Source organism: Kitasatospora sp. NPDC053308 (genome assembly GCF_055585785.1).
In genome coordinates, this window is the sequence record NZ_JBVJJY010000013.1 from 106,078 (window position 1) to 125,487 (window position 19,410).

General features: G+C 70.3%; 8 protein-coding genes. 7 read left to right on the forward strand and 1 reads right to left on the reverse strand.

Annotated features, from left to right (window positions below; all coding sequences use genetic code 11):
• Positions 1-92: 92 nt before the first annotated feature.
• Genes ACZ6Y7_RS26170 through ACZ6Y7_RS26180 form a run of 3 tightly spaced genes read left to right on the forward strand, consistent with a single transcriptional unit; the run spans position 93 to position 5,005 of the window.
• Positions 93-2,618, forward strand: a complete 2,526-nt coding sequence (locus tag ACZ6Y7_RS26170; RefSeq protein WP_465760372.1) for an ATP-binding protein — start codon at positions 93-95, stop codon at positions 2,616-2,618.
• Positions 2,615-4,384, forward strand: coding sequence for a DEAD/DEAH box helicase family protein (locus tag ACZ6Y7_RS26175; protein WP_402224341.1), 1,770 nt, complete (start codon positions 2,615-2,617; stop codon positions 4,382-4,384). The genes ACZ6Y7_RS26170 and ACZ6Y7_RS26175 overlap by 4 nt, the downstream gene beginning before the upstream one ends.
• A gap of 12 nt (positions 4,385-4,396) precedes the next feature.
• Positions 4,397-5,005, forward strand: a complete 609-nt coding sequence (locus ACZ6Y7_RS26180) for a hypothetical protein (RefSeq protein ID WP_465760373.1) — start codon at positions 4,397-4,399, stop codon at positions 5,003-5,005.
• A gap of 86 nt (positions 5,006-5,091) precedes the next feature.
• Here ACZ6Y7_RS26180 and ACZ6Y7_RS26185 read toward each other — a convergent pair whose 3' ends face one another.
• Complete coding sequence (locus ACZ6Y7_RS26185; RefSeq protein WP_465760374.1) at positions 5,092-5,961, reverse strand: lipase family protein; 870 nt, start codon at positions 5,959-5,961, stop codon at positions 5,092-5,094.
• 112 nt (positions 5,962-6,073) lie between these two features.
• On the opposite strand from ACZ6Y7_RS26185, the gene ACZ6Y7_RS26190 reads away from it, so the two are divergent.
• From ACZ6Y7_RS26190 to ACZ6Y7_RS26205, 4 genes are all read left to right on the forward strand, one after another.
• Complete coding sequence (locus tag ACZ6Y7_RS26190) at positions 6,074-10,573, forward strand: AAA family ATPase (RefSeq protein WP_465760375.1); 4,500 nt, start codon at positions 6,074-6,076, stop codon at positions 10,571-10,573.
• Between the two features lie 436 nt (positions 10,574-11,009).
• A complete protein-coding gene (locus tag ACZ6Y7_RS26195; protein ID WP_465760376.1) occupies positions 11,010-13,022 on the forward strand; it encodes a hypothetical protein in 2,013 nt (670 codons plus the stop codon).
• Complete coding sequence (locus ACZ6Y7_RS26200) at positions 13,015-13,974, forward strand: hypothetical protein (RefSeq protein WP_402224330.1); 960 nt, start codon at positions 13,015-13,017, stop codon at positions 13,972-13,974. The genes ACZ6Y7_RS26195 and ACZ6Y7_RS26200 overlap by 8 nt, the downstream gene beginning before the upstream one ends.
• Positions 13,971-19,346, forward strand: a complete 5,376-nt coding sequence (locus ACZ6Y7_RS26205; protein WP_465760377.1) for a DEAD/DEAH box helicase — start codon at positions 13,971-13,973, stop codon at positions 19,344-19,346. The genes ACZ6Y7_RS26200 and ACZ6Y7_RS26205 overlap by 4 nt, the downstream gene beginning before the upstream one ends.
• The last annotated feature ends 64 nt before the right edge of the window (positions 19,347-19,410 follow it).

The following is a 19,410-nucleotide window of genomic DNA, read 5'->3' on the forward strand; positions in this document are numbered from 1 at the left end:
CCGGTGCTCGTGCGGACGGCCCGTTGAGGGCCGGTGCGCTCGCGAGGAGGCGGACCCACTACTCGGATTTTGGACACGGAGCCGACCAGAAGATGGCGCACAAGCCGATCGACATCACCCCCGACCCCAAGGTGCTCGTGGCGCTCACGCGCACCCCGATCCTTCCGATCGACGCGCTCAGCGAGCTCATCGACAATGCCGTCGACTCCTTCCGGACCGCTGCCACCTCGGGAGCCCCCTCGTCGGTCCGCCAGGTGATCATCGAGGTTCCGGGATCCGCCGAGGTCGCGCGGGGCGAGGGGGTGGTCCGCGTCCGCGACACCGGGCCGGGCCTCACCGAGGGGCAGATCGCCGATTCGATGCGGGCCGGCTACACCTCCAAGAACCACTTCGACACCCTGGGCCTGTTCGGCATGGGATTCAACATCGCCACCGGGAAGCTCGGGCGCATCACGCGGGTGGTCTCCGCGCGCGAGGAGGACGACCACGCCGTCCAGGTCACGCTCGACCTGCCCGAGCTCATGCAGTCCCAGACCTTCACTGCGCGCGCCGAGCAGATCGAGAAGCCGCAGGGCCTGCGCCATGGCACCGTCGTGGAGGTCCGGAGCTGGTGGCCTGAGGGGGACGCCAACAGCGGCTTCATCCGCGAGCTCGCGAGGATGCCGAAGAAGACGCTGCGCAGCCGGCTGGGGCGGCGGTACGCCACCCTGCTGCGGCCGGGCGCGGCCGAGCCGGTGGTCATCACGGTCAACAACGAGCGCTGCCAGGCCTTCGAGCACTGCGTGTGGTCGCCGGAACGCTTCGTCGAGCGGAAGTCCCACGGCAAGATCCCCGCCCAGATCAGCTTTGACCGGGTCATCAGCAGTGCGAGGCGCTGCCTCCACGACGGCACCGACTTCGGCGAGCACGACGCCTGCCCCCGGTGCGGCGGGACGGAGAGCCGGGAGATAAGGCACCGGGTGCGCGGCTGGGTGGGCATCCAGCGCTTCGACGACCAGAACGACTTCGGGATCGACCTGATCCGCAACGGGCGGGCTATCCGCCAGGCGGAGAAGGCGGCGTTCTTCGAGTTCGCCGACGAGACCACCGGGCGCGTCGAGCGTGAGTACCCGGTGGACCAGCAGTACGGCCGGATCGTCGGCGAGGTCCACCTCGACCAGGTGCCGGTCGACTTCCAGAAGCAGCACTTCCAGCTGGCCTCCGACGAGTGGCAGGAGGCCATCGGCTTCCTGCGCGGGGGTTCGCTGCTGCCCAACAACTGGACCGACGGCGAGGTGAACGACTCGCCGGTGTCGCTGCTCTTCCAGGGGTACCGGAAGGTCCGCAACTTCGGCCGCGGCGACATGTACATGGGGAAGTACAACCCGGCCAAGGGCAAGGCCGACCGGATCCCGCGGAGCGTCGAGGAGGAGTACTACCGGCGCTTCCTCAACCGCGAACCCGGCTACTACGACGACGCGAAGTGGTGGGAGCTCGTCGAGACGGCCGCAGAGCCTCCGATCCAGGTGCTCCCCGAGTGCCCGGAGTGCGGCTTCCAGAACACGCCGACGGCCGAGGAGTGCGGAGGCTGCGGAGAGGTGCTCGACGGGAAGCCGTGCCTGGACGCGGGGTGCGGCAAGCAGATCCTGCGCTCCGCGACGGTCTGCCCGCACTGCGGCATGTCCCAGGTGCCCAGGGTCCAGCTGCCCTGGAAGTGCACGTTCTGCGCCCAGGAGAACAAGGCGGGGACGGAGCGCTGCGAGCAGTGCGGGCACGTCAAGGACGCGCCGCACCCGGCCAGCCCCGCCGCCCTGGGCTCCGCGTCCGCGGACGTCGAGGAGCTCAGCGCGGAGCAGCTCGCCGTCGTGCTGGCGGACGGGAAGCCGAGCAGCCCGCTGGACGTCCGGGTCCGTGCGACGCACCGGCCGATCCTCCCGGCCTTCGGGCAGCCGGCGGTGCCGCTCGTCACCAGTGCGGACACCCGGCAGATCACCGTCTACATCGACCCCACCCACCCCGTGTTCACGGCGATGGGGCTGCGGCCGGAGTTCCTGGTCGCGACCGAGGTCGCCCAGTTCCTCCACTCCCTCCACCGCAACCTCCAGGGCCGGCCCGGGCACACGGCCGCCGTACTGACCGCTGAAGTCCTCAAGAAGGGCTGGGGCGACGCGGTGACGGACAGCGCCGACGGCGTCCGGAACGACATCAAGTCGCTGTTCGACCAGATCACGGAGCGGATCCTCAGGGCGCCGCACGCGGACCGCTTCTACGACGAGCTCGACGAGGCGCAGCAGCTCGCGCTCGCCGAGTCGATGATCAAATCCGGTGCCGACCTCGCGGAGCTCGGACGCCTCAAGTCCACGGGCGGCTACCTCCGCTACTGCGACCGCGACACGGTCAGCGCCTTCTTCGGCCGCCACCCCGAGGGCTGGTTCAACGGCCTGGTCTGGGAGGACCCGTGGCCCAGCGAGAACGAGGCGGGCCCCCTGATCGCACGGAAGCTCCAGGAGGACCTCCGGGTCAAGTACCTGCGCTGCCTCGAGGACTGCGCCTCCTACCTCCGCTACGACCAGCCCGAACGGCTCATCGTCGTCCGTGCGCGGGCCGCCGTCGACTTCCTGGCCGGGAAGCTCGCATGACCCAGCGCATCGTCACCGACCTCAACCTGGCCGGGACGGGCTGGCAGTCCTTCGAGCGGACCGTGCAGCGCCTCGTCATGGCGCGCGGGTACACCGGGGTGCAGCTGGCAGGAGCCTCCGGCGACGGCGGAGCGGACGTCATCGGCAGCCTCAACGGGCGGCGCTGGCTGTTCCAGATGAAGCGGTGGCGGTCCCCGGTAGGGCCCGAGGTCATCGCACAGACTGTCGACGCCTGCCGGCGCTACGACGCGCAGATCCCGGTCGTCGTCAGCCTGAACGGGTTCGAGGCCTCCGTCCGGGCCCAGCAGGAGCAGCTCGCGGCCAGGGGGATCCCCCTGCAGCTGTGGGACCGGCGCACGCTCCGCAAGCAGGCGGAGCGCGTCCCGGACACGCCGCCGGCGCTGCAGGACCCGGACCGCTTCCAGCTCCGCCCCTACCAGGAGCGCGCGGTGGACGGGCTGATGAACGAGCTGGTGAACGGTGCCCGCAGCGCACTCGTCGTCCTCGCGACCGGACTCGGCAAGACCTTCGTGGCCGCCGAGTTCCACCGGCGCGCCCGCGCCCTGCGGCCCGGGGCGAAGACCCTCGTCCTCGCCCACCGGAACGAGCTCGTCTACCAGCTCGAGCGCGCGTTCTGGCCCCTGCTGCCCGCTTCTGCGGCGACCGGGGTGTGGAACGGCTACGAGCGCCCGGACAAGGACGCGCTCAACGACCTGGACGTCGTGTTCGCCTGCGTGGACAGCGTCGCCACCGCCGTCGAGGCCGGGCGCGACCTGCCGGAGTTCGGCCTGGTCGTCGTCGACGAGTGCCACCACCTCGGAACCACCGCCTACAACGCCGTGCTCGGCGAGCTGTCGGCCGCCGACGGCGGCGCGTTCCTCCTCGGGATGACCGCGACCCCCTGGCGGCCCGACGGGAAGTCCCTGCACACCTGGTTCGACTTCCCCGTCGTGGACATCGACATGGTGCGCGGACTGCGCGAGGGGTACCTCGCCAATGTCGACTACCGGATGTTCACCGACAACATCGACTGGGACGCTCTGGCAGCCGGGCTCGCCGAGACCGCCCCCGCGCTCACACCCCGGGGGATCAACCGGACCGTCTTCATCGACGAGTGGGACGACGCAGTCGTCGACCGCCTCGCCGAGGCATGGGCCGAGCAGAAGAGCCCGAGGGGCATCGTCTTCTGCGGGACCATCGACCACGCGGAGCGGATGGCAGGCCGGATCAACGCGCTCGGGTTCACCAGCGCCGAGGTGATCGCCTCGCGCACGGGAGACGGCAGGGCGGTGGACGCAGCCACCCGCAACCGCCTCCTGTGGGACTTCGCCGACGGCCGCACCGGCATCCTCTGCGCGGTCGACGTCCTCAACGAGGGCGTCGACGTCCCGGACGTCAACATCGTGGTCTTCCAGCGGGTCACCCACAGCCGCCGGATCTTCGTCCAGCAGCTCGGCCGCGGACTGCGCCTGGCCCCCGGCAAGGAGAAGGTCGTCGTCCTGGACTTCGTCTCCGACATCCGCCGCTTCGCCGCGGGCCTGAGCCTCCAGGACTCGCTCAGCACCCGGGGCGGCGCTGCCCGCGACCCCCGGGTGACGATCGGCAGCGAGGTCAGGTTCATGCGGGCCAACCGCGCGGACCAGGAGGGCGAGCAGTTCCTCCGCGAATGGCTCGACGACCTCGAAGCGGTCGAGGACGCCGGAGAGGACGTGCACATCCTCCGCTACCCACCCGACAGCTCGATCACGGCTGCGGCGAAACGATAGGACTCCCTGAACATGGCCGACCACCCCACCGACCCCGCCGCCGACTGGCACCGGCTCAAGCCGGACACCGCCCTCGCGGTCGAGGGCGTCCTCGACCTGCTGAAGAAGGACGGTGCCGAGGCCGACGCCCAGAACCTCCTCGACGCCTACCTCTACGCCAAGCGCCTGCTGGCCGAGTCCATGCAGGCCCTCGTACGGACCGACCTGCCCCCAGAGTGCGACACCTTCCGGGACCTCCGTGCGCAACTCGCCGAGCGGATGGCCGAGGAGTACGGGGAGCGGATCCCGGAGCGCTACCTCACCGTGCCCTACGGCAGCCGTACCCACGAGCAGCTGTTCTCCATGCTCCTGCGCAGGCTCGGGCAGCCGGTGAGTGCGGCCCTCCTGCGCGTGGTCACCAGGGACTCCGTCCACACGGAGCGCCGCACCCGGGAACTGCGGGAGCTGGGCCTCGACATCGCGACCAGCCATGAGGGCGGCAGCGAGGTCTACACCCTGAGGTCGCTCGAGCTCGACACCTCGCTGATCCCCACGATCATCAAGAACAACCTCCGGGACAAGAAGGCGTCCGAGCAGGAGAAGGAGGCGGTAGCCGCCGTCCTCGCGGAGCACGCCGGCTGATCTGCGTCCGACGCGTATCCCCGCGCCCTGGTACAGATTCGGACCGTGGCGGGGCGCGGGGTATGCCGCAGGCCGGGCCGTACTCCTCAGGCGGTGCAGCTCTTGAGGATGAGAGCGGCTAGGTCCGGCTTGTCGAGGTAGCGGTGGACGTCGTGGGAGGAGGGGAAACCGCCGTTGTTCACCTCGATGTCCGTGATGCCGGTGGCGAGCCGGGACAGGCCGGCGCACCCGGTCACGAAGTCCTTCGACGCGTACAGGTTCGTCCACTCCACTCCGGCGGGGACTGCGAGCGGTTCGCCCTCTGAATGGATTCCCTTGCGGCCCGCGAGCCAGCTGAGCGGGGAGCCGCACGTCACCAGCCTTGTCACACCGGGAGCTTCACCGCGGCTGAGCAAGTCGTAGACGACTACACTGCCGAGGGAGTGGGCAATGACCAAACGCGCACCTGTCGCTGCCAGAACCCTGGCGACTTCTGCGCGCACGGCGTAGGCCGTCTCCTCATGACGCAGATAGGTGTAGGCCTCACGGACGAGCCACAGCAGGCGGCTCGTGACTCCTCTGCCCACCTTCCTGTCCACCGCCTGGATCCTGCGCACGATCCGTGGTGTGAGGGCGTTCTCCCCGAGCGTCAGGCCCGCCCCGGGCGAAGCGTCTTCGACAGCCGACGGGGCATAAGCCGCCAGCGCCTCGAGGATGAAGGCCTCTTCCTCCTCGCCGACAGGCCCGTCCTGGGAGGGGGAGCCCGCCTCCGGGCCGCCGAGCCGGATGAACCGGGTAGGCGTCCGGGGGAAGACCGCCTGGTAGGAGGGAACGGTCACAGCGACCCCGGGGGCGGCGGGCGAGACGGCAGCCAGCGCACCGTCGATGCTGGTCTGCCATCTTGAGCTCAGCCCGGTCGTGGTCGCCCCCGCCCCCTGCCTGATTCCGTGCACCCCGACGATCTGCAGCGCGCTCATGAATCCCCCCATCCGCTGCCTCAGCAGCCTGTAGACGGCTGATGGTAGCCAGGCTCGCGGCAGCCGGTACAGGCCAGGCTAGGCTGGCAAGGCCAGACAGAGGGGGGCGGGTTTGAGCACAGAGGGACTGGACGGCATCGTCCGCAGGCGGCTGGTTGTCGTCGCGGTCGACAGCTACGAGGACGGGCAGGAAGGCTTCACCGAGGCCGTCGCCGCGCAGGTGGAGCGGATCACCGGATGGCTGGCCGACCCCGCGCTCGGCGACGACCGCCGCTTCGAGGTGGTGAAGGCCGAGCACTCGCCCCGCTCAGTGGACGATCTGCGCGCCTTCCTGCACGACCAGAAGCTGGCAGCGGCCAGCTACAAGGAGGCGGTGGTGGTGTATATCACCGGCCACGGGCTGCGCCGCAATTCCCCGCGCCACTACCTGACGCTTCCGGCTACGGAGGAGGAACGCCTACTGGCAACCGCGTTCCCGACGAGCGAGCTCATCACCACAGTCCTGGACAGCCAGTCCGAGCACGTCCTGGTGCTCGTCGACTCATGCCACTCCGGAACGCTCCACGCCGAACTCGCAAGCCTGTTCCAGGATTTGTCCGACGAACGCCACAGCCACAAAGGGGCCGCGGTCGTCACCGCCGGCCACCACTACGAGAAGCCCCTGGTGGGTTCCTTCACCCGGCGCGTCGCCCTGGCTTGGGAGCGGATGCGCGACGAGGCCGCCGGCTACACCGGCTCCCACTTGTCGTTCGCGGAGTGGGAGCAGCTCCTGCACCAGGTAGGCCTGGATGAAGACGGTGCGGACAAGGGGCTGGTCAGCGCCGAGTGGGTCGTGCCGAGTTCACGCGGCAGTGCTCCGAGCGCGTGCCTGCCCAATCCGCGTTTCCGGCCGGTGGAGAGCGTGGCCGGCCCCGCGCTGCGCCAGCTCGCACTCGGTTCCGGGCCGCTGGATGAGTTCTGGCTGGAGCGGGCTTCGGGGCGGACAGGAGCTGACGATCCCGGCTGGTACTTCAGCGGGCGTGCTGAGCCGATGGGGCGCATGGTCGCCTTCATCCGGAACGGCACGGGTGTCCTTGTCGTCACCGGAGCTGCCGGGTCCGGGAAGTCCGCCCTTCTGGCGCGTCTGGTGACCCTGGCGGACACCGGGTTCGCAGCCGACCCGAGGTATGCCGACGTGGTGGCAGGCATCCCTGGCGAACTGCGGCCGGACCCGGGAGCGGTCGACGTAGCCGTCCTGGCCCGCAACAAGTCGGCCCGGGTGGTCGTGGAGGAGCTGCTGGCCGCGCTCGGCGGCGCCCCGAGCAACGGCGAGCTCCCGCTGCAGAGCCTGCTCGGCCTCCTGGCCGCGAGGGCCTCCGGCTCCGGTGGACCCGTCAACGTGGTCATCGACGCACTGGATGAGGCCGAGGATCCGCTGGCCTGTGTCGGCGATGTCATCGTCCCGCTGTCCCGGCTCGGGGAGAGGCGGGCCGTCCGGCTCGTGGTAGGTGTCCGCAGCTCGCCCTCGAGCGGTGAGTACGCGTCGGGAGGGGCCCTGAGGGACGAGCGGGCGGACCAGCTGCTGCAGCGGCTGGCCGACGCCCTCCGTACAGAGGGCGTCGCTTCGCAGATCCTGCGCACCGACGGGCCTGACTGCACGAGTGACATCGCCGCGTACACCGCTGCGCTGCTGGGCGCCCCGCAGGCTAGCCCGTACCACGGAGAGCCGGAGGCTGCGGACGCAGCGGCGCTCCACGTCGCTGAGGCGGTCGCTCCCTCCTTCCTCGATGCCCGGATCGCTGCCGAGCAGCTCAGGACGGCCGGTGCCTGCCAGGACCTGGAGGAGACCGGGTGGCTGAAGCGCCTCGCTGACGGCACTACCGGGCTCCTGCGCGAGGACATCCGGGCTGTGGCCTCTGCGGCGGGGGTGGAGAGCAGCCTCCTGGTCGCCGCGCTTCGCGCGACTGCGTTCGCACCAGGGGCCGGGCTGCCGTGGGCTGAGGTCTGGCCCGCGGTCACCGTCGCACTGGCCTCGGAGGCATACGGTCCCGGCTTCACGGACGTCGAGGCGGCCGACCACGCCATCCGCATCCTCCGTTCCGGCCGTCTCACCGGGTACCTCGCCAGCGCTGAGGAGGATGGCCGAGCTGTCTACCGGCCTGTCCACCAGCGGCTGACCGACCTCCTGCTGACCGGCTGCACCCGCCTGCTGGAGCCGACAGCTGCGGCTGCTGGCCGGGAGGACCGCGACGATCCGCAGGCGCTCACGGCTGCGCAGGCTGCGATCTCCCGTGCGCTAGCGGGGCTGGTGGAGCGGACTACGCCGCATCTGGCCCATCCGTACGTGCGCAGGCACCTGCTGCACCATGCCGACGCCGGCGGCGTTCTGACCGACTCCGAGGTGCCAGTGGAGCTCCTCGCGCAGGAGTCCTCCGGGACGCTGCGCGCCCGCCTCGCTCTGCCGCTTCCGGCCGGAGACCCCGGGCGGCGGAACCTGACGGCGGCGGCCCTGATCGAGCCGTTCGCCGGTGCGGGCGCGGACTACGCCTCGCGCCTGGGCAGCATTGCCTTCCACCGTGCTGTCCGAGGCCTGGACGGGGAGGGCGGCATTCGGCCCGACGTGCTTGACCGGCTGCCGGTAAAGCCGTTGTGGGGCCGGTGGGCGGCACGTGTGAACGTACTGGCGCCTGCACCGGGGCACACGAAGGCCATGTGCGTGGTGCCGACACCGGACGGGCGCCAACTGGCTGCGCTGGCGGCCGATGCCGGCGGTGTCCGGGTCTGGGACGCGAGGACGGGCAGGCCTGTCGCGGACCTGGCTACCGGGACAGTCCACCGCATGTGCACCATCATGGCCACAGGCGGGCGCACCTTCCTCGTGACAGCGGGACGGTCGGACAGCGGTCAGTACGAGGTGCGGATCTACGACCCGGTCTCCGGACAGCCCATCGCCCAGACGCCGGTCCCGCGGACATACGATGTGCACGTCCTGGCAGACGGCCCGGCTCTGTGGAAACTGCTCGTCCTGACCCGCAAGGGCGCATTCCTGTGGAGGCCGCGGGCTAACAGGCTGTTCGAAGCTCCCGGCTTCCCGGACGGGATCACGCAGAGGTACGGCCAGGTCCAGGAACCCTCCCGGCGACAGCCGTCACTGACAGCAGTGGTCCGCTCCAGGGACGGCAAGGCCGTCGTCGCTGTCTGCTGTGAGGACGGGATCCGTCTGTGGGACCCCGTGTCGGGAACGACCGTGAGCGCTCCCTTCGGAGGCAGCCAGGTCGCCGGACTGGTGGGCGTCACCCGGCTGGAGGGGGACGACCTCCTGATTGCCGAGTCCCCCAATCCCCTGGTACCCCTGCGGGTGTGGAACCCCTTCACCTTCGAGCAGGTGGCGTCCAGCCGGGAAGGCGGCAGCACGGCAGTGGCCGGTGCCCGCGGGACGGCGTTCGCCTACGTCGCACGCAACCGCATCGTCCTGCAGAGCCTTGACGAGGGCACAGTCCGCACGTTCGACGCTGAAATCCCGGCCGTAGACGCCCTCGCGGTTGCGGAGGACCCGGCAGGGCCGCGAGTGATGTCGGCCGGCCCGGAAGGCATCCGGGTCTGGGATCCCGGGCTCGGCGGGCCGCTGTACGAGGACGGGCTGGACGAGTCGGCCTACCGGGGCCCCTCGCTGGACAGGCGCCGACGGAGTGCGCCCACCTGGTCTATGTGCAGGTCGTTCCTGCCCGCCGACGGTGAGTCCCCGGGAAGCGACGTCCTCGTCCTCGCGACCCGGAGCGGACTCGACATCCACAGCGCAACGACGGGCCTCCTGCTCAAGCGGATCGGTACGGGTCTTGTCGGGCAGGTCCTGCCGCTCGCCCGTACGGAGGCACGGGTGGCTGTCAGCGACCCGGATGGCAACCTGTCTGTCTGGGACCTCCCGTCGGGACAGAAGGTGATGACGGTCCGGAAGGAGCTGTCCCAGTCCACCCTGTCCTCATGCGTCGCATGGAATGCAGACGGACTGCCGATGTCTGTCTCCCTGGCCGCCACTGGCAGCGGCCCGAACCTCACCACCGTCGTCCTTGACTACGAGAACGGGCAGCCCGTCTTCAGGACGCTCCCGCTCAGCGCCGACACGGGCGGATCAGCCGTCCGCCTCCTGGGAGCCCTGCCCCCTTCCCCGTCCGGTGCTGTCGCTGTCGTGGCAGGGGTCGGCCTGGAGACGGTGCTCATCGATGCCGCCTCCGGGCGGCTTGCCGGCACGCTGTCCGACTGGGACCACAAGGGCGGCCACGGCAGTGTCCTGTGCACTCTGCCCGGCGGCAGGGGCCTGCTGCTGGCGATGTCCAACGGCACGGACATCGGCGTCTGGGACGTGGCCACCCTGACGCAGACCACCGTGTGGAAGTCCCCGGACACCTTCGCCATGACGGGCCTGCCCCTCCCCGGCGGCCGGACGCTGCTCGTCTCAGGCGGCACCAGCGGCGTGAGGATCTGGGACCCGCGCACCGGCGATCTCGTCCACACCGTCCTGACAGGTGCCCCTGTCCACGGCATCGCCGTGGACAGGGGCACTACCGGTCTGGTGATCCATCTCTACGGTCCCGCCGGCCTGGCTACAGTCTCGGTCGACCCCAGGCTGCTGTGACAGGCAGCGAAGGCCCCGCGGGACGTGTCCATCCGGCGCCTGCCGAACCAGTCCGGGCCCCAGGACCGTCCCGGCTCCTGCCGTACAGCTGAAGTCCGCCGGGTGCACACCGCCTTGGGGCGGCGTCGTCACCGCAGGAAGGCGAGGCCAACCAGTTCGCCCAGGGCTGGACAATCTTCAACCCTACATTCAGGCAGACGCGTTCGTGTGCCCTTTGAAGAAACCTCCGAGCCAGCCTAGCCTCGTCTCCTTCCATGAAGCTGCTGGTTATGAACAGCCCGGCCAAGATGATAAATCTGAGCAGTGCTGACTGATCATCAGCATGTTCCTGAGCTGGGGGGCTATTCATGCATGTGAGCGCGGCCGCTGCACTGCCTGCGCGCGGCCAGGCCGAGGTCCGGGCTGCCGGGACTGGTCGCGGACATGGAACCGACAGGTGAGGGATGAGTCCGGCGACGGGCCGGGCAGCCGCTGGGCCGCATACGAGTGGTGGCAGACCCGCCTTGCCGAGGCGTTCTTCGGCGGGCACCGCAAAGACACACCGGTCCTCTTCTTCATCAATGACAACGAGCTACGCGAGCTCCAGGGCAACGCCGAGGTCCAGGGCCTCAGCACAGCCGTCAGTTCCGTGCTCGCCTGGCATGGGGACCCGTACCAACCGGTCTCGGACCGCTGCCGCGTATGGAGGCGCGGAAAGCGCGAGGATCCTCCGCCCTGCCTCCCGCTCCTCGCGACAGCTGTGCTGGCAGCTGCCAGGATGCAGCGGACTGAAGCGGGGCCCGGCGCTCCCGCGTACTACGCGCGCCTTGCCGAGGTGCTCTGTCCTTCTTGGGGCGGGGAGCGGCACCGGAAGCCGCTTGAGAGCAACTACGAGGCCGTCGTCGGCCAGTGGCTGTGCCTGGATGAATGGCTCCGGGAGCAGGGCGGGGCACGCGGCCTCAGCACTATCAGGAGGAACCCGGCCCTACGGAAGATCGGCTACGCCCAGTCCCAGGCTCTGGTCAGGGCGTCCGACCACGCGGCCCTGCGGCGGTTCTTCCGCTCGGAGAACCTGTCGCCAGGCCAGGAAGTCCACGGAAGGCGGCTGCTGGAGAAGCTCCAGATGTGGAGCTCCGTCAATCCAGGGGGCCTGTCCCAGCGGCTTCGCCAGGCGCTCGGCTCCCATGCAGAGGGTCCGCTCCTGGAGCCTTTGCTGGTCACCCTGTTCGAGGGCTGGGACGGGAGCACGAACCTGGGACACGGCAGCAGCGGCCTGCCCCAGGTGCGCCTGCGCGTCGTCCTCGAGGACGAATTCACAGGATGGGAAGCGCGCTGGCACGCGGAGGCCGTGTCCGGTGTGGAGCACGACCTACTCCGGCATCCCGCCGGAGCGCTGGAAATCGCGCTCGCGGACCAGGTGTACGAACTCTCCGGGGCGATACCTGACCTGGCCCAGGCCCTGCAGCACGGGCTCTGTGCACGCGGGGCGGTGGCCGAAGCCTGCGTCGAAGGCGGACGCAGTGTCCTGGCGCTGCGCGAGGACCCTCTCGCCGGCGGCTGGACGGAAACCGATGTGCTGACAGCCCTCGAGCCCTATGTGTTCCTGTTCAACCCGTCCGGCCAGGGTCCGCTGCAGAGCCTCCTGGCCGATGCAGGCCATCAGTGGCGCCGCCCTGAGCCCGTCCCGGTTCCGGGCTGGCAGGTCACTCCCGAGCTGCGGTTCGACGACGAGCAGGCCCTGGCCGCGGCTCTGTCCCGGTCCGCTGTCGGGAGCGTCCGCCACCATCCGCAGCAGCGCCTGAGCCTTCGCAACGGGCTGCTCGTCGAACGCGGGTGGCGGCACCGCTCGCTCTTCCTACTGGGCGGGGAGCCCGATGCCATGGTCCCCGAGGCCTACCGCCGGCCCGGCCTGGTGACACTGGACGGCCAGCCGCTGGCCGTCCCGCCGGACGGCCTGACGGTGCTGCGGGGGAAGGGCCTCGCCCCCGGGCGGCACGTACTGGCAGCCGGCGGCACCGCCGCTGACTTCTACCTCGCATCGGCGCCGGAGCCCCTGGCCGACGCTCCGGGCGGCCCCGTGCCCGGTGCCCCGCCGGGAACCGTCGCCGTTCCCCTGGGCGGCGACGTGCGCTTCCTCACCGCCCAAGGCCACTTCCTCGCGGCCCGGCGGCCTCAGGAGCCCGCGTGGTGGAGGGACCGCGCCCCCGCGCTCTGCGGCGGCGGGACAGCCCGCATACCGGTTCCGCCCGGCGCTGTCTGGCTGGTGGCTGCTTCCGGCGCCGGCGAGCCCGCCGTCACCCTGCTGCAGCCGCAGGAGCCGGACTTCGGCTCCCTCAGCCGGGCTGCCAAGGACTACTGGAGCCGGCTCGTCCTGCTCGACCTGGCCGGCACAGCCCACTCGACCCTGTGGAAGCGCTACAGGGAGGCAGCCCTCAGCCAGTTCCCGCGAGGGGGATTCACACGTGTTTGACCCGGACCACTTCATCTCCTGGATGGCACAGCAGGGCAGCGGCCCCCTGGCCGCGCTCATCCGCCACACATCATGGGCCGCCGGCTGCGACAGGCGGCCCGCCACCCAGTGGCTCAGCCGCATCGAAGCCCTCGGCGCCGTCACGATCGACTGGCGAACCGGCCGGTGGAGCGCGAACGCCTGCGAGATCACGGACCTGCCCGGGAACACCCAGACCGCCGTCCTCACCGGTGCGCGGCCCGTCGGGCCGGGCTTCTACCAGGAGCACGGAGCGGTGACGGCCGTACCCCAGGAACCTGAAGAGTCCGGGATACCCCTGCCGACGGCCGTATGGCTGCAGTACTCGGAGCGCTCCCGCCTCCATGAGTTCGCGGCGTCCACCGGCTCCGCGGCCGTCCCGTGCGCGGCTGAGTCCGCCGCCAGGTCCCTACGTCCGTTCACCCTGGGGCCTGCGGCGGCTCCCCCGGCGCGCGACAGCCCAGCCGAACGGTTCGACCCCGTCGCCGGCCGGTTCGTCCCCGTCGCCCTCGGCGGCAGCTGGCCCGCCCCCGGCCTGTACCGGTTCACGCAGTACAACCGCCTGCAGCGCTACTCCCTGCTCCACCGGCCCAGGCTGCCCTCGGCTCCCGGCCGTCTGCACACTCCCGACCCGTTCCCGGAGCAGACCTGGCACAGCGTCGACCGGAGGGCAGGCATCCACCACGTCATCCCGCCGGCAGCGTTCCCCCTGCGCTGGAAAGCCGACCGAACAGGCAGCCGAAGCGCCGGCACGCTGGGACGCATGACCGTTGACCGCAGGGCGCCCCTGCCGCTGGCCCACGAACGGGCAGCGGTCCTGTGCACAGGGCTGGCGAGCCTGCGCACAGCAGGCACGGAGCACTACGACGGGGTCCCCTTCTTCATCGCCGACCGCATTGCCCGCACCCTGCACCGCCGTCTGGAGACTGAATGAGCACACCCCTGCCCGGCCTGGACGCCTTCACGACGCACAACGCCTTGGCCGAGGCCTACCTGCGCTACTACGACACCGCCTTCCGGCTTCGCAACAACAGCCTCCAAGCGGAACGCCGGGCTCTGCTCGACCAGCCCGGCGGCGTCTTCGCCGACCCCTTCGTCGAACTCCGGCCGGACTACGCCCTCACAGGGCGCAGCATCGCCGAATCAGCCACGGCAGCCGGAGCTCCCCCCGAACTGGCCGACTTCGCCGAGTGCGGGCTCTTCGAGAAGGGGATGGAGCTCTACACCCACCAGGAACGGACCCTGGCCAGCACCATGGCCGCCGGCCGGAACGCAGTGATCACAGCCGGCACCGGGTCAGGGAAGACTGAAGCATTCCTCCTGCCCATCCTGGCCGACCTGCTGCGCGAGTCACAGGACTGGAAGGGCGAGCCCGCAGTGCCCAACCCGTGGTGGGAGCGGTCTTCAGCGGACTACTGCCCCCAGCGGCAGGGCGAGACCGGGCACACGCCCGCAGTCCGGGCGATGATCCTCTACCCCATGAACGCACTCGTGGACGACCAGCTCGTCAGGCTCAGGCGGGCCCTGGACAGCGACCGGGCCCGCACGTGGCTTCGCGCCCACCGCGGCGGCCACCGCTTCTACTTCGGGCGCTTCACCGGCAGCACCCCCGTGACCGGCAGCCAGGAGCAGCGCTACGCCGTCGACGAGCTGCGCAGCTACCTGAAGGCAACCGCTGCCCGCGGCGAGCGCGCCCGTGCGGCCGCCGAGGAGAGCTGCAGAGAGGACATCCGCTACTTCGCCCCCCGCCTGGACGGGGCGGAGATGCGCAGCAGGTGGGACATGTACCACTCGTCCCCCGACATCCTGATCACCAACTACTCCATGCTCAACGTGATGCTCCGGCGCAGCCGCGACGAGGACTTCTTCCTCCGCACCGCGCAGTGGCTGGACTCGCACGACGACGCCCGGTTCACCCTGGTGCTCGACGAACTCCACATGTACCGGGGCACGCAGGGCACCGAGACCGCCTACCTGGTCCGCAACCTCCTCCACCGGCTCGGCCTGAACCAGCGCCCAGAGAAGCTCAGGATCCTCGCCGCTTCCGCATCACTGGACGAGACCCGTGAGAAGGACCGCCGCTTCCTCCAGGAGTTCTTCGCTGCAGGGGAGAAGTCCTTCCACTTCATCTCCGGAGAGGCTGCTCCCCGTGCCGCGGGCCCGGAGGACATCTCCGCAGCCGCCCCTGGGCTGGCACGGTACGCCGGGACTGAGCCCGGTCCCGCTGAGGCCGCCGAGCTGCTCTCCGCGACCGGTGCGGCGCAGGCGCTGGCCAGCGCGCTCGGTGCCGGGTCGGCCGGTCCCTCCGCCCCGGCCATGGCCTCTGCGGCCCTCGCCAGGAAGCTGTTCCCCTCCAGCAGCAGCGAGGAAGCCGGCAAGGCCCTGCAGGGGACGGCGGCCGCCATCCGTGCTGCTGCCGAGGCCGGGGTCGACGGCCTGCCCAGGATCCGCATCCACCTCTTCTTCCGCAACGTGGCCGGCATGTGGGCCTGCTCGGACCCCCGGTGCCCGGAGGTCCCTGCCCCCTTCCAGGACCCGTCACGGTCCGTCGGCAGGATCTACTCCGTCCCCCGCACCTTCTGCGACTGCGGCGCCCGCGTCCTGGAACTGCTCTACTGCCAGTCCTGCGGCGAGGCCATGCTGGGCGGCTACGTGCCGCAGAGCGCTACCGGACGCGGAGTCTTCAAGTCCGTCCTGCTGCCTGACAGCCCTGACCTGTCCCGTGCCCCCGACCAGGCCGGCAAGGACCGGTCAGCGGAGAACTACATCGTCTACTGGCCCTCCAAGGGCCCGCAGCGCGCTGACGACGACGCTGAGTGGAGCGCCGACAACAGCAGTGTCACGTTCGCCTTCCGTCGCAGTGCCTACGATCCGGCTACCGGGCTGCTGTCCAACGGGGCAGCCAAGGCCACCGGCTGGAGCTTCCATGTGAGCACGCCTGTCGACAAGAACACCGGCCGGCCCAAGCACGCGCTCTCCTCGTTCCCGCCCTTCCCCACCCGCAGCCCGTGCTGCGGAGCCGACTGGGAGCGCCTCTACACCAAGCACGGCACACGCAGGCCCATCACCGACCCCGCGCGGCTGGCATCGTCCGTGCGGACGATGAGGACCGGTTTCGAGAAGATCAACCAGGTGCTGTCGGACGAGCTCGCCGAGCAGTTCACCGACCCTGCCGAGCGCAAGCTGATCGTCTTCACGGACAGCCGGCAGGACGCCGCCAAGCTCTCCGCAGGCATCGCCCTGCGGCACTACCAGGACCTCATCCGGCTGCTCGCCCTGGACGAGCTGGGACGGTCTGCCCGAGCCGCTGAAGACGTGGCTGCCGTTCGCGCCGATCCGCAAGGGCAGTCCGAGGCCGGTACCGCTGCCGTCGAACGCCTCAGCGCGCAGAACAAAGACGACCTGAACGCCCTGCGCCTGGCACTACTGCTCCAGAATGAAGCCGACGCGGCCGCATCGGAAGCACGGCTCGCATCCCCGCCAGCCCTCGAGGCTCTGGCCAAGGTGCACGTCAACAAGCGCCTGCTCTCCCTGGGAGTCAACCCCGCGGGCCCGAAGCCGAGCGTGCAGCACGTCAATGACCTGCCCTGGCACGAGCTCTTCGACTGGGAACAGCAGCCCCCCGCGCTTCAGCTGGGAACCTCAGACGCCCAGAGGGCTGCCCTGAGCTCCGAGAACGGGCTCCTGGAGAACACCCTCGAAGCCCTCTTCTCCGGTGCCGGACGCGATATCGAATCGCTCGGACTGGGCTCTGTCGCCCCCTCACCAGCTGTCCCCGACCCTGACGGCCTCGGCCGCGCCAGCCTGCGGATCCTCGCCGAACTACGCCGCTTCCAGGACCTCCGCGACGGCAGGGACCAGCCTCCGGCGCAGCTCCGGGAGTACTGGAAAGCCGTCGCACAGCACCAGGACAAGCACCCCGACGATGTGCAGATCGCCGCCGAGGCCGCGTGGGGCGATACGGTACGGGAGTACCTCATCGACCCGAGGAAGGCGGCCGTCCAGCCTTCCCCCAGCCACTCGTGGCGGTGCGGCCAGTGCGGGCGCCGGCACCTCACCCCGAGCGCCGGTACCTGCACGCGGTGCCACAGCACCCTCCCCGCGCAGCCGGAACCTGACAGGAACCCGGAAGCAGGCGACTACTACGCGTGGAAGGCAGCCAGTGACCGCGCCGCCTTCCGCCTCAACTGCGCCGAGCTGACGGGCCAGACGGACCGTCTCGATGCCCAGTCCCGTCAGGCCCGCTTCCAGCACGTCTTCCTGAACGACCCGCCCGAGGTCCCGCTCGTGCACGGGATCGACCTCCTTGCGGTCACCACCACCATGGAGGCCGGCGTCGACATCGGACCGCTGTCCGCCGTCCTGATGGCCAACATGCCGCCCAGCCGCTTCAACTACCAGCAGCGCGTCGGGCGGGCCGGCCGCCGGGCCTCGCCGGTCGCGGTCGCGCTGACTGTCTGCCGGGGACGCAGCCACGACGAGCACTACTTCGCGAACCCGTCATCGATCACCAACGACCCAACCCCGCCTCCCTACCTGACCCTCCAACGGCCGGAGATCCTGGAACGCGCCCTGGCCGCCGAGGTCCTGCGGCTCGCGTTCCGCAACCTCGATGCCCACGGCGGCTCAGGCAGCGTGCACGGAGAGTTCGGCAAAGCCCGGGACTGGCCCGCGGCCCAGCCAGCCGTCCGGGAGTGGCTCAACCAGCAGGACGGCGTACTAGCCGCGGCAGCACAGGCGCTGAGCGCCTTCACCCCGCTCCAGCCGACTGAGATCCTCACCAGCCAGTGGCTGGAGAAGCTACTGAAGAAGGTCACAGAGGTGGCTGCCCAGCCCACCGGCTCCGAGGAACTCAGCGAGCGGCTCGCGCACGCGGGCGTGCTGCCCATGTTCGGGTTCCCCACCCGGGTCAGGCAGCTCTACCTGAAGGTCCCGCAGAGGAGGTCTCCATGGCCGCCTGACCACACGATCGACCGCGACATTGCCATGTCCGTCTCCCAGTTCGCCCCGGGCAGCGAGGTCGTCAAGGACGGCCAGGTGTTCACCGTCAAGGGGATCACCGACTTCGAGCCCACAGCCAGGAGCCCCAGGCCCGTAGCGGACCCCCTGGAGAACCCCCAGGCCGTAGGACTGTGCCGGGTCTGCAACCACGTCGAGACGGCACCGTCCGGCGAGGGCCCCTGCCCGCAGTGCAGCTCGGAGAACTACAGTGTCGTAGAACTGCGGGAGCCCGCAGGCTTCCGCGCCAGCGAGCCGCGCGACTTCGACGGGGTATTCGCCTGGGCCCCGCGCACCGTCTCGTCCCGGGCCGCCGCCAACCTCTCAGCCCTCCAGTTCACCTCCTGGGAGGGCGCACACGTCTACTCCGGCCCGGGCGAGCGCTACATCATCAACGACAACAACGGCGACCTGTTCAGACTGCGCCGCACCTCGGGCAGCTGGGGCGGGTACACCGCTGTCAAGGGCAACGGACCGGGAAGCGATGAGGAAGTCCAGGTGGCTCTCGGGGCGGTCCTGCCCACGGACTTCTTCTTCCTCGGCCCCGTATCCGCCGTCGACGAGACCCACGGGTATCGGCTCAACCTCTCCCCGGCTCCTCCCGCCTACGGCAGCGACATCAGCCAGGGCCGCCGGGCCGCCTGGTACTCGCTCGCATTCCTGCTGCGCAGCGCGGCCGCCAAGTTCCTCGACGTCGGCCGGCAGGAACTCCTGGCCGGGATCCACCCGGGAGCGCATCCGGACGGCCATGTCGCCTACACCTTCCTGGCGGACGCCCTGGAGAACGGAGCAGGGTTCAGCACTCACCTCGGCAGCCCTCAGGTCATCGGCGACTACATGCGGGCCACCCACGCGTACCTGGACTCGCTGAGGGAGACCGAGCACTCCGCCGTCTGCACCTCTTCGTGCCCAGGCTGCCTGCGCGACTACTCCAACATGGCCTACCACCCCCTGCTCGACTGGCGCCTGGCCGGCGACCTGCTGACCGTCCTCTCCGGAGGGTTCGCGAGCACCTCGGACGACCGTGCCCGCCAGTCCCTGGCCGGCCTCCAGAAGATGCACAAGGGCACCTTCCTGGAAGGCAACCTGCCCGGGGTGACCTTCACCTCCCGCAGCGGCCTGCCCCACGCGGTGGTGGCGAAGCATCCGCTCCACATGTGCGAGGAGGAACTGGTGAGCGACGACCTCCGGCCTGCCCTGGACGCCGCCCTTTCGTTCACACAGGACGCCGACCGGGTCATCGTCGCCGACTGGTTCACGCTGGAGAAGAGCCCCATGCAGATCATCGAGCTGCTCCAGACCCGCTGAACACAGCCGGTACCGGTCAGGCGAGACGTTCCCCGGTGGGCCGTGTCAACGGCCCACCGGGGAA